Raw genomic sequence first — 12560 nt, 5'->3', positions numbered from 1 at the left:
GCTCGAAAACGCCAGAATGTACTGGCTGTACGCAATAATTGCAACTGCGATTGTTGTGCTTCAGTGCTTTTCTTGCTTTTCATCAATCACCGGAATTCGCCACATATAAAAAAGCAAACAGGCGAGAATTACCAGCAACATGATGCGCACCCATGGCATCTGGACGAACCACAGAGAAATGGCAAACGTGAGCAAAATAAGCAAAATCGCCCGCGGTTTGACGCCGCGCGGCATCGCATGATGTTTCTGCCAGAAACGTAGATAGCTACCAAACCATGAGCGGTACAGCAACCAGGCGTGAAAGCGCGGGGAAGAACGGGCAAAGCACCAGGCCGCCAGCAGGATAAACGGCGTCGTCGGTAATACCGGTAATACCACGCCCAGCGTACCCAGCACTACCGCCAGCCAGCCAATGATGATTAAAATGATTCGTTGCATATTGAGTGTTGTCAGCTTACAGAGTTGCTACTTTAGCATAACAATTATCATTTTCATTGAGGTCTTATCGTGAAAACCGCCCTGCTGCTGGAAAAACTGGAAGGACAGCTCGCCACGCTGCGTCAGCGTTGTGCCCCGGTAGCGCAATTTGCCACGCTAAGTGCCCGTTTTGACAGGCACCTTTTTCAGACCCGTGCGACAACACTACAGGCTTGTCTCGATGAGGCGGGCGATAATCTGGCTGCGCTTCGTCATGCGGTTGAGCAGCAACAGCTGCCGCAAGTGGCCTGGCTGGCGGAACATCTGGCTGCACAACTGGAAGCCATCGCGCGTGAAGCCTCCGCCTGGTCATTGCGCGAGTGGGACAGTGCGCCACCGAAAATTGCCCGCTGGCAGCGTAAACGTATTCAGCATCAGGATTTTGAGCGGCGGCTACGTGAGATGGTAGCCGAACGTCGAGCCCGCCTGGCGCGGGTGACCGATCTCGTGGAACAGCAAACGCTGCATCGTGAAGTGGAAGCCTATGAAGCGCGCCTGGCACGCTGCCGCCATGCGCTGGAAAAAATCGAAAACAGGTTAGCGCGTTTAACCCGCTAGCAATGGAGAGAGTATGTCACTGGAAAATGCCCCTGACGATGTCAAACTGGCTGTCGATTTGATTGTGCTGCTGGAAGAAAATCAGATCCCAGCACGCACCGTGCTGCGCGCGCTGGATATTGTAAAACGCGATTATGAAAAGAAATTAACGCGCGATGATGAGGCGGAAAAGTGAGAAATAAATGGGGCCGCTAAATGTCCCCTAAGATTGCGGGCAAACGCAAAACTGCCTGATGCGCTACGCTTATCAGGCCTACACCGCTCCTGCAATATATTGAATTCTTGCGGTTTCGTAGGCCGGAGAAGGCGGTCACGCCGCATCCGGCATGAACAACGCGCACTTTGTCAGTAATCTCGGGGCAACTAAATGTCGCCCCCTTTGGTTATTACCCTACCGCTGGTGTTGGATCGTCGCCTTTGTAGTCGCGTTTCACTTCCGTCACTTCATCGCCCTTCTCGTTGTGCAGATGCACTTCAAGCTGGTTAAAGGCAATGTTGATGTCGTTTTCACGGCACAGCTGATCAATAGTACGGTTCAGCTCATCAACAGTACGACTGCGGTCACGCAGTTCACGCACGTAAAGGCGCAGCTCGTGATCCAACGTGCTGGCACCAAACGCCGTAAAGAAGACTTCCGGCATGGGTTCGTGCATCACCCTTGGGTGCTCAGTCGCCGCCTTCAGCAACACTTTACGCACTTTTTCCAGATCGGAGCCATAGGCCACGCCCAGGCGGATCACCAGACGCGTGGTGGTGTCGGTTAACGACCAGTTGATCAGACGCTCGGTAACAAACGCTTTGTTCGGGATGATCACTTCTTTGCGATCGAAATCGGTAATCGTTGTCGCACGAATACGGATCTTACTGACCGTCCCAGAGTAGGTACCAATGGTTACCGTGTCGCCAATGCGCACCGGACGTTCGAACAGGATAATCAAACCGGAGACGAAGTTACCGAAGATCTCTTGTAAACCAAAACCAAGACCTACGGATAATGCCGCCGCCAGCCACTGGAGTTTATCCCACGAGACACCCAGCGATCCGAACACCGTCATCGCACCAACGGCAATAATGATGTAGTTAAGGATGGTAGTAATGGCATACGACGCGCCCTGGCGCATATTCAGTCGCGAGAGCACCAATACTTCCAGCAAACCAGGCAGGTTGCGAATCAACGCCCAAGCTACCATTGAGGCGATAATCGCAAACAACAGACTGCCCATGGTGACGTTTTTCACCACCGCAGCGCCAGCTTCAGTGCCGTTGTAATGCCAGAGCGTGATGCTGTCGAGATAGCTGAAAACGGTGATCAAATCTGACCAAATTGCCCAGAACATGACACCGAACAGCGCAAACATCAGCAACATAGTAATACGCAGCGTCTGTTGGTTAACCTGCTCCAGTGCAATGGTAGGTTCTTCCGGCGGTTCGGCCCCTTCTGCGCCCTCTTTCACCAGATTCTGTCGACGCGCCAGCGCACGACGCCAGGCGATACGCCGCGCCGCTACGCTTAAGCCGCGCAATACCGTCTGGTACAGCAGGTTCCAGATAATCACCAGATACACGGTTTCAATCCAACGTCCGGAGAGGCGCAGTGTGGTGTAGAAATAACCCGTGGCGGTCAGCACCATCAACGCAATCGGGATTATCGACAGTATGGTAATGGTGACAAGTCGCATGGTGTGCGACTCTTTATCACGCCAGCTTTCGCGGCACATTGGCCATACCAGGAAGGCAATCAGCAGCAGGTTGAAGAAAATCATCGCCTGCCCCAGCACATCATCCATCAGATGCAGCGGGGAAAGTTCTGCCACCACAGACCAGAAATGGATAGGCAGCAACGCGAGACTGATGCGGACAATTTGCCGACGCCAGTGGCTGGTCTGCTGTTCCGGCATGCCGAAGTGACGCACGGCAACACCGTTTTTCTCCAGTACCTTCCAGCACAGGCCAAACACCAGCCAGAAAATCGCCAGTTTTTTGCTGAACGACCATAGCAGTTCGCTGATGTTGAGTTGCATGGTCAACAGAATCAGACCAACCGCAAGAATAATCAGACATACTGGCAGTGCGCGAATCAGGTCGATAAGGATCGCTTTTGGTGTGTTGAGCTGGCTGTCGTTACGCAGGGAGCCCACAGCGGAAGCCAGTTTTTGTTGATACGCTTTCAGCCAGCCCAGACGCCAGTGGATCAGCCCGGCAATTAATAGCAGTGGTAAACCAGCGAGGAAAGCGATAAAGACGGCAGGCCAGGCTTTTTCCCAGTTTACCGTGATCTTCATCGACTTAAATTCATCTTTCAGCGTTTGTGGGAACGCTTTGATCCAGTCCCAGTCCATTGGACGGTTACTGTTCACCCAAAAGATTTGCTGAGTCAGGATGGATTTCAGGTTTTTCGACACACTCATTAACTGCTGCTGGTTGATTTGCAGGTTAATGGCCATCATCAATTGGTTACCCAACTGTTTGTTAAGCTGATCCAGCAATTCGCGACGCATATCAACCACTTGCAATAATGCATCGTGAACTTCGCTGTTGACTTCGTTGGTGTGACCTTCTTCCAGTTTGTTGACGAACGCATCGCTCTGGAAGAGTGCATCACGCTGCTGGTTAACTTCAAACTGTTCGAGACGCAAATCCGCGATGCGGTTGGTCATGTTTTCCAGTTCATCCGCCGAGGGCAGCGTTTGTTGTTGCTGGTAAAGGATACGAGACAACAGCAGGCTGCCCTTCAGGACGGCAATCTGCTCTTTAATATTTCGTTCCGATTGCAGCGCCCGCTCAAGCCAGTTTTTGACTTTAATGTTTTGCTGCATTAGCTGATTACCGTTTTCAGTCGCGGTAATCAGACGCTGACTCAACTGCTGGTTAATTTCCAGTTCCTGTTTCACCAGAGGATTAGCCTGAATACGTGCAGCTTCATCCGGAGAGACGGCTTCCTGCGCCGTTTTTTCGGTTAAGGTCAGGCGCTTACTGTTTACCGCTTCTTGCAACAGTTGCAACTGGTGTTCCAGACGAGCACTGTTCGCCGTCACGTAATCACGCTGCTTTTGCAAGGTATCCTGTAAGACGGTGTTCCCTTCCAGGCTTTTTCGTTGCTGGTCAATCTCAGCATTCAGCAAAACCTGCTGGGCCTGCATCAACACTTTCTGGCTGGGACGTAAGGCAGTATCGCCAACATCAGTGCCATCCAGGCGGCTGCGAATTTGTTGCAGCTGCTGCGAAGCGTTATACATCGCATTTTGCACGCGTTCGGGCTGCGTCTGTAACGAAACCAGCTGGCTGTTATAAGACGCCAGATCGTTTTGTGCGTTTTGCAAATCGTCCAGCGCCTGGGCAACGCGAGTTTCCAGCTGGCGCAACGAAAGCGTGCTCAGAATTTTGCGCGTTTCTTCGTCGTTATCGACATCGCTAAGTGCTGTTAACGCCGCGGTCGCCTGACGCATTTTTTCCGGCGCTTCAGCGACTTTTTGCCGTAGCTGAACTGTCTCTTCTTTTATGCGATCGATTTTATCGAGGGTGGCTAATGTATCTGTCAGATCCTGCTGCACCAGTTTGTCCTGAGCAGAAAGATCTTTTTGTTTATTCAGTGAGTCAAGTTGTGCCTGCAGGTCCGCTTTTGTCGGCAGATCACCATTCGATGGCGCCCGCGCAAACGCCGCATTCTGGCATAACAAGACCAAAACAAAAGCAATGAATGCTGAAAAAACAAAATGCCGTGATCGTTTGTAATACTGGAACATAGTCATGATGAATGAAGGTTTCTGAACCTGAAGAACGACCTGAAAAAGTCAAACCGTAAGAATATCACGACGCAATGAACCAGAATAGCAACGGCGAAAATGTCCAGGAAAAATCCTGGAGTCAGATTCAGGGTTATTCGTTAGTGGCAGGGTAACGAAGCGTGGGGCACAGGAGATACATCTCGAGTAAGATGGCGACGTAATCGCGAGCTTCTTTTTTAAGATCAAAAGATTGCGGGGCAAAGAGCCAGTTTTCCATCAGGCCGGAAATATAGCCACGCATAATAATTGCTGCGCGACGTGTCATTAAATCCGCAGGCAACATTTTTGCTTCAATACAATGTTTTAACGTTTGTTCTATACGGTCATAACTTTCCAGACAGAGATTACGTTGTGCCTGTTGCACAACAGCCATTTCTCCGACAAATTCGCATTTGTGGAATATAATCTCCATCAATAATCGACGCCGTTCTTCTGTCACCGTGGATTCAAGAACATGAATTAATATCTCTCTTAATACTGAGAGTGGATCGCCAGGGAATTTTGCCTGATACTCAAGCTCTAGTTCACCAATATTGGATTCTGACAGTTCCCAGATCTCACTGAACAAATCCGACTTGTCTTTAAAATGCCAGTAGATTGCACCGCGCGTAACGCCAGCTGCTTTTGCAATCTCGCCCAGCGAGGTGGATGATACCCCCTGCTGTGAGAAAAGACGAAGAGCCACATCGAGGATGTGTTGGCGCGTTTCCTGCGCTTCTTGTTTGGTTTTTCGTGCCATATGTTCGTGAATTTACAGGCGTTAGATTTACATACATTTATGAATGTATGTACCATAGCACGACGATAATATAAACGCAGCAATGGGTTTATTAACTTTTGACCATTGACCAATTTGAAATCGGACACTCGAGGTTTACATATGAACAAAAACAGAGGGTTTACGCCTCTGGCGGTCGTTCTGATGCTCTCAGGCAGCTTAGCCCTAACAGGATGTGACGACAAACAGGCCCAACAAGGTGGCCAGCAGATGCCCGCCGTTGGCGTAGTTACAGTCAAAACTGAACCTCTGCAGATCACAACCGAGCTTCCGGGTCGCACCAGTGCCTACCGGATCGCAGAAGTTCGTCCTCAAGTTAGCGGGATTATCCTGAAGCGTAATTTCAAAGAAGGTAGCGACATTGAAGCAGGTGTCTCTCTCTATCAGATTGATCCTGCGACCTATCAGGCGACATACGACAGTGCGAAAGGCGATTTAGCGAAAGCCCAGGCTGCAGCCAATATCGCGCAATTGACGGTGAATCGTTATCAGAAATTGCTCGGTACGCAGTACATCAGTAAGCAAGAGTACGATCAGGCTCTGGCTGATGCGCAACAGGCGAATGCCGCGGTAACTGCGGCGAAAGCTGCCGTTGAAACTGCGCGTATCAATCTGGCTTACACCAAAGTCACCTCTCCAATTAGCGGCCGCATTGGTAAGTCAAACGTGACGGAAGGTGCCCTGGTGCAAAACGGTCAGGCGACTGCGCTGGCAACCGTGCAGCAACTTGATCCGATCTACGTTGATGTGACTCAGTCCAGCAACGATTTCCTGCGCCTGAAACAGGAACTGGCAAATGGCACGCTGAAACAAGAGAACGGCAAAGCCAAAGTGTCGCTGATCACCAGTGACGGCATTAAGTTCCCACAGGACGGTACGCTGGAGTTCTCTGACGTTACTGTCGATCAGACCACCGGGTCTATCACCCTACGCGCTATCTTCCCGAACCCGGATCACACTCTGCTGCCGGGTATGTTCGTGCGCGCACGTCTGGAAGAAGGGCTTAATCCAAACGCCATTTTAGTCCCGCAACAAGGTGTAACCCGTACGCCGCGTGGCGATGCTACCGTCCTGGTGGTAGGCGCGGATGACAAAGTGGAAACCCGTCCGATCGTTGCAAGCCAGGCTATTGGCGATAAGTGGCTGGTGACAGAAGGTCTGAAAGCAGGCGATCGCGTAGTAATAAGTGGGCTGCAGAAAGTGCGTCCTGGTGTCCAGGTAAAAGCACAAGAAGTTACCGCTGATAATAACCAGCAAGCCGCAAGCGGTACTCAGCCTGAACAGTCCAAGTCTTAACTTAAACAGGAGCCGTTAAGACATGCCTAATTTCTTTATCGATCGCCCGATTTTTGCGTGGGTGATCGCCATCATCATCATGTTGGCAGGGGGGCTGGCGATCCTCAAACTGCCGGTGGCGCAATATCCTACGATTGCTCCGCCGGCAGTAACGATCTCCGCCTCCTACCCCGGCGCTGATGCGAAAACAGTGCAGGACACGGTGACGCAGGTTATCGAACAGAATATGAATGGTATCGATAACCTGATGTACATGTCCTCTAACAGTGACTCCACGGGTACCGTGCAGATCACCCTGACCTTTGAGTCTGGTACTGATGCGGATATCGCGCAGGTTCAGGTGCAGAACAAACTGCAGCTGGCAATGCCGTTGCTGCCGCAAGAAGTACAGCAGCAAGGGGTGAGCGTTGAGAAATCGTCCAGTAGCTTCCTGATGGTTGTCGGCGTTATCAACACCGATGGCACCATGACGCAGGAGGATATCTCCGACTACGTGGCGGCGAATATGAAAGACGCCATCAGCCGTACGTCGGGCGTGGGTGACGTTCAGCTGTTCGGTTCTCAGTACGCGATGCGTATCTGGATGAATCCGAATGAACTGAACAAATACCAGCTAACGCCGGTTGATGTCATTACCGCCATCAAAGCGCAGAACGCCCAGGTTGCGGCGGGTCAGCTCGGTGGTACGCCGCCGGTGAAAGGCCAACAGCTTAACGCCTCTATTATTGCTCAGACGCGTCTGACCTCTACTGAAGAGTTCGGCAAAATCCTGCTGAAAGTGAATCAGGATGGTTCCCGCGTGCTGCTGCGTGATGTGGCGAAAATTGAGCTGGGTGGTGAGAACTACGACATCATCGCAGAGTTTAACGGCCAACCGGCTTCCGGTCTGGGGATCAAGCTGGCAACCGGCGCGAACGCGCTGGATACCGCTGCGGCAATCCGTGCTGAACTGGCGAAGATGGAACCGTTCTTCCCGTCAGGTCTGAAAATTGTTTACCCGTACGACACCACGCCGTTCGTGAAAATCTCTATTCACGAAGTGGTTAAAACGCTGGTCGAAGCGATCATCCTCGTTTTCCTGGTTATGTATCTGTTCTTGCAGAACTTCCGCGCGACGTTGATTCCGACCATTGCCGTACCGGTGGTATTGCTTGGGACCTTTGCCGTCCTTGCCGCCTTTGGCTTCTCGATAAACACGCTAACAATGTTCGGGATGGTGCTCGCCATCGGCCTGTTGGTGGATGACGCCATCGTTGTGGTAGAAAACGTTGAGCGTGTGATGGCGGAAGAAGGTTTACCGCCAAAAGAAGCCACCCGTAAGTCGATGGGGCAGATTCAGGGCGCTCTGGTCGGTATCGCGATGGTACTGTCGGCGGTATTCGTACCGATGGCCTTCTTTGGCGGTTCTACTGGTGCTATCTATCGTCAGTTCTCTATTACCATTGTTTCAGCAATGGCGCTGTCGGTACTGGTGGCGTTGATTCTGACTCCGGCTCTTTGTGCCACCATGCTGAAACCGATTGCCAAAGGCGATCACGGAGAAGGTAAAAAAGGCTTCTTCGGCTGGTTTAACCGCATGTTCGAGAAGAGCACGCACCACTACACCGACAGCGTAGGCGGTATTCTGCGCAGTACGGGGCGTTACCTGGTGCTGTATCTAATCATCGTGGTCGGCATGGCCTATCTGTTTGTGCGTCTGCCAAGCTCCTTCTTGCCAGATGAGGACCAGGGCGTATTTATGACCATGGTTCAGCTGCCAGCAGGTGCAACGCAGGAACGTACGCAGAAAGTGCTCAATGAGGTAACGCATTACTATCTGACCAAAGAAAAGAACAACGTTGAGTCGGTGTTCGCCGTTAACGGCTTCGGCTTTGCGGGACGTGGTCAGAATACCGGTATTGCGTTCGTTTCCTTGAAGGACTGGGCCGATCGTCCGGGCGAAGAAAACAAAGTTGAAGCGATTACCATGCGTGCAACACGCGCATTCTCGCAAATCAAAGATGCGATGGTGTTCGCCTTTAACCTGCCTGCAATCGTGGAACTGGGTACTGCAACCGGCTTTGACTTTGAGCTGATTGACCAGGCTGGCCTTGGTCACGAAAAACTGACTCAGGCGCGTAACCAGCTGCTTGCAGAAGCAGCGAAGCACCCTGATATGTTGACCAGCGTACGTCCAAACGGTCTGGAAGATACCCCGCAGTTCAAGATTGATATCGACCAGGAAAAAGCGCAGGCGCTGGGTGTTTCTATCAACGACATTAACACCACTCTGGGCGCTGCATGGGGCGGTAGCTATGTGAACGACTTTATCGACCGCGGTCGTGTGAAGAAAGTTTACGTCATGTCAGAAGCGAAATACCGTATGCTGCCGGATGATATCGGCGACTGGTATGTTCGTGCTGCTGATGGTCAGATGGTACCGTTCTCGGCGTTCTCCTCTTCTCGTTGGGAGTACGGCTCTCCGCGTCTGGAACGATACAACGGCCTGCCATCCATGGAAATCTTAGGCCAGGCGGCACCGGGTAAAAGTACCGGTGAAGCAATGGAGCTGATGGAACAACTGGCGAGTAAACTGCCTACCGGTGTTGGCTATGACTGGACGGGGATGTCCTATCAGGAACGTCTCTCCGGCAACCAGGCACCTTCACTGTACGCGATTTCGTTGATTGTCGTATTCCTGTGTCTGGCGGCGCTGTACGAGAGCTGGTCGATTCCGTTCTCCGTTATGCTGGTCGTTCCGCTGGGGGTTATCGGTGCCTTGCTGGCAGCCACCTTCCGTGGCCTGACCAATGACGTGTACTTCCAGGTAGGCCTGCTCACAACCATTGGGTTGTCGGCGAAGAACGCGATACTTATCGTCGAATTCGCCAAAGACTTGATGGATAAAGAAGGTAAAGGTCTGATTGAAGCGACGCTTGATGCGGTGCGGATGCGTTTACGTCCGATCCTGATGACCTCGCTGGCGTTTATCCTCGGCGTTATGCCGCTGGTTATCAGTACTGGTGCTGGTTCCGGCGCGCAGAACGCAGTAGGTACCGGTGTAATGGGAGGGATGGTGACCGCAACGGTACTGGCAATCTTCTTCGTTCCGGTATTCTTTGTGGTGGTTCGCCGCCGCTTTAGCCGCAAGAATGAAGATATCGAGCACAGCCATACTGTCGATCATCATTGATACAACGTGTAATCACTAAGGCCGCGCAAGCGGCCTTTTTTAGATGCATAACCTACGAGTTGAATGGGGAACTGAACAATCAACTCAGAATCTCATATGAAAACCAGTATTAACTTCGCATAAAATTCATAAAAAATACTGATTGTTAGTTAATTTATATTAAGTAGCGCTAATAGATTTAATAATCCATAATCATTTAGAGGCTTTTCTTAATTATTTGCGGTAATTCTTTATTCATTCATCGGTTATTACGACATATTCAGAGCATTCCTGGTATTAGTGTGACCAATTTCATCTGGCGATAATCTTGAAATGTTATGAACAGTTCGAGCAAACTGCTTTTACCTGCAGCGGGTTGGTGCTAGTATGAAAAAGTGAGTCCTATCCCGCTTCCTTCCTATTTGTAATTTTTCGTAATAATGCGATGAAAACCTGCAAAGAGTGGCTTATAGTTAAGCTAACAAACGAGAGGGCAAGTCCAGGTCAGTAAGTTTTTTCCATCCCGAAAGGTGTCCGTTAGTTCAACCGCTAAGAAGGGGACGCGTTATGGATGAATACTCACCCAAAAGACATGATATCGCACAGCTTAAGTTTCTCTGTGAAACCCTGTATCATGATTGCCTTGCAAACCTTGAAGAAAGCAACCATGGCTGGGTTAACGACCCAACCTCGGCGATCAACCTCCAGTTGAATGAACTGATTGAGCATATTGCGACCTTCGCACTTAATTACAAAATTAAGTATAATGAAGACAATAAGCTCATTGAGCAGATCGACGAATATCTGGATGACACCTTTATGTTGTTCAGTAGTTATGGTATTAATATGCAGGATCTTCAAAAATGGCGGAAGTCAGGTAATCGACTATTCCGTTGTTTTGTCAATGCGACGAAAGAGAATCCTGCGAGTTTATCTTGTTAGAATTATTACAACCATGGGTAGAAGTATGTCCGAAAAACCTTTAACGAAAACCGATTATTTAATGCGTTTGCGTCGTTGCCAGACAATTGACACGCTGGAGCGTGTTATCGAGAAAAATAAATACGAATTATCAGATAATGAACTGGCGGTATTTTACTCAGCCGCAGATCACCGCCTCGCCGAATTGACTATGAATAAACTGTACGACAAGATCCCTTCCTCAGTATGGAAATTTATTCGCTAATAAATAATTGGCTTTCGGAGCTATAACCAGCTGTTTATTAAGAATTTTATACTTTATCGCCATGAAGGCGCACCCTATGTGATCTTCATCACACAGACGTAATGGGAACGTTCTCTTCACTGACTTTTCGTCTTACTGTGTTGCCGCATTTTCAGCAACCGGAGGTCAGTAATGAGCACAGAAAAAGAAAAAATGATTGCTGGTGAGTTGTATCGCTCGGCAGATGAGACGTTATCTCGCGATCGCCTGCGCGCTCGTCAGCTTATTCACCGATACAATCATTCCCTGGCGGAAGAGCACACATTACGCCAGCAAATTCTCGCTGAATTATTCGGTCAGGTGACAGAGGCTTATATTGAGCCAACGTTTCGCTGTGACTATGGCTATAACATTTTTCTCGGCAATAATTTTTTCGCCAACTTCGATTGCGTGATGCTTGATGTCTGCCCTATTCGCATCGGTGATAACTGTATGTTAGCGCCAGGTGTTCATATCTACACGGCAACACATCCCATCGACCCTGTAGCACGTAATAGCGGTGTTGAACTGGGGGAACCCGTCACCATCGGTAATAACGTCTGGATTGGCGGACGCGCAGTCATTAACCCTGGTGTGACCATTGGTGATAACGTCGTGGTAGCCTCAGGTGCAGTTGTCACAAAAGATGTCCCGGACAATGTTGTCGTGGGCGGTAATCCAGCCAGAATCATTAAAAAATTGTAACCTGTTTTTCGCAACTGTTATGCAAAATCGTGGCAAATCTGTTACTTTCCCTCTACTATTCCCACGTTAAAATAGGGTGTTCCCTGGAAAGTTGCAGATACCACGAAGGCAAACGATGACCGAAATACAACGCCTGCTGACCGAAACGATTGAGTCTCTGAATACCCGCGAAAAACGCGACAACAAACCCCGCTTTAGTATCAGTTTTATCCGTAAACATCCGGGGCTGTTTATCGGTATGTACGTTGCTTTTTTTGCCACCCTGGCGGTGATGTTACAGTCCGAAACGCTGTCAGGCTCTGTCTGGCTACTGGTTGTATTATTTATCCTGCTTAATGGTTTCTTCTTTTTCGATGTCTACCCACGCTACCGCTATGAAGATATCGACGTGCTGGATTTCCGCGTTTGCTATAACGGCGAATGGTACAACACGCGCTTTGTACCTGCCGCGCTGGTTGAAGCCATCTTGAACTCTCCGCGTGTCGCGGATGTTCATAAAGAACAACTGCAAAAAATGATCGTCCGTAAAGGTGAACTGTCTTTTTACGATATTTTTACCCTCGCTCGCGCCGAATCAACATCTTAAGTTAGGGTTACATACCAGGC

The 12560-nt window shown here is 50.1% G+C and carries 11 protein-coding genes; 8 read left to right on the top strand and 3 right to left on the bottom strand.

Annotated elements, in window-relative coordinates:
• Window positions 1-60: 60 nt before the first annotated feature.
• Window positions 61-438 (bottom strand): DUF454 family protein, encoded by a 378-nt coding sequence (locus tag QUE74_RS02755; RefSeq protein WP_001188905.1) that lies wholly within the window; start codon window positions 436-438, stop codon window positions 61-63.
• Window positions 439-507: 69 nt separating this feature from the next.
• Between QUE74_RS02755 and priC the strand changes: the two genes are divergently transcribed.
• Together priC and rsmS are read left to right on the top strand one after the other, a co-directional pair.
• Window positions 508-1035, top strand: a complete 528-nt coding sequence (priC, locus tag QUE74_RS02750; protein ID WP_000844848.1) for a primosomal replication protein N'' — start codon at window positions 508-510, stop codon at window positions 1033-1035.
• A gap of 13 nt (window positions 1036-1048) precedes the next feature.
• Window positions 1049-1210: a pleiotropic regulatory protein RsmS gene (rsmS, locus tag QUE74_RS02745; RefSeq protein WP_000051146.1), complete on the top strand. Its 162-nt coding sequence runs from the start codon at window positions 1049-1051 to the stop codon at window positions 1208-1210.
• A 211-nt stretch (window positions 1211-1421) separates the two neighbouring features.
• Here the strand turns inward: rsmS and mscK are convergent, their stop codons facing one another.
• Entirely contained in the window at window positions 1422-4784 is a 3363-nt protein-coding gene (gene mscK, locus QUE74_RS02740; protein WP_000177766.1) for a mechanosensitive channel MscK, read from the bottom strand.
• 127 nt (window positions 4785-4911) lie between these two features.
• On the bottom strand, window positions 4912-5559 hold the full coding sequence (gene acrR / locus QUE74_RS02735) for a multidrug efflux transporter transcriptional repressor AcrR (RefSeq protein ID WP_000101739.1): 648 nt from the start codon (window positions 5557-5559) through the stop codon (window positions 4912-4914).
• Window positions 5560-5700: 141 nt separating this feature from the next.
• Here acrR and acrA point away from each other — a divergent pair, with 141 nt between their 5' ends.
• From acrA to QUE74_RS02705, 6 genes are all read left to right on the top strand, one after another.
• A complete protein-coding gene (gene acrA / locus QUE74_RS02730; RefSeq protein ID WP_001353399.1) occupies window positions 5701-6894 on the top strand; it encodes a multidrug efflux RND transporter periplasmic adaptor subunit AcrA in 1194 nt (397 codons plus the stop codon).
• Between the two features lie 22 nt (window positions 6895-6916).
• Window positions 6917-10066, top strand: a complete 3150-nt coding sequence (gene acrB, locus QUE74_RS02725) for an efflux RND transporter permease AcrB (RefSeq protein WP_001132492.1) — start codon at window positions 6917-6919, stop codon at window positions 10064-10066.
• A 546-nt stretch (window positions 10067-10612) separates the two neighbouring features.
• The gene (tomB, locus tag QUE74_RS02720; protein WP_000344800.1) at window positions 10613-10987 is read left to right on the top strand and encodes an Hha toxicity modulator TomB; all 375 of its coding nucleotides are present in this window, start codon (window positions 10613-10615) and stop codon (window positions 10985-10987) included.
• Window positions 10988-11012: 25 nt separating this feature from the next.
• Window positions 11013-11231, top strand: coding sequence for a hemolysin expression-modulating protein Hha (gene hha / locus QUE74_RS02715; RefSeq protein WP_001291435.1), 219 nt, complete (start codon window positions 11013-11015; stop codon window positions 11229-11231).
• 171 nt (window positions 11232-11402) lie between these two features.
• Window positions 11403-11954 (top strand): maltose O-acetyltransferase, encoded by a 552-nt coding sequence (gene maa / locus QUE74_RS02710; RefSeq protein WP_000102575.1) that lies wholly within the window; start codon window positions 11403-11405, stop codon window positions 11952-11954.
• Window positions 11955-12069: 115 nt separating this feature from the next.
• Window positions 12070-12540, top strand: coding sequence for a YlaC family protein (locus tag QUE74_RS02705; protein WP_000136192.1), 471 nt, complete (start codon window positions 12070-12072; stop codon window positions 12538-12540).
• The last annotated feature ends 20 nt before the right edge of the window (window positions 12541-12560 follow it).

This window comes from Escherichia sp. 10290 (genome assembly GCF_030295155.1).
GTDB lineage: Bacteria > Pseudomonadota > Gammaproteobacteria > Enterobacterales > Enterobacteriaceae > Escherichia > Escherichia coli_F.
The sequence above is the reverse complement of the archived record's forward strand: the minus strand, read 5'-3'. Positions and strand labels throughout refer to the sequence as shown.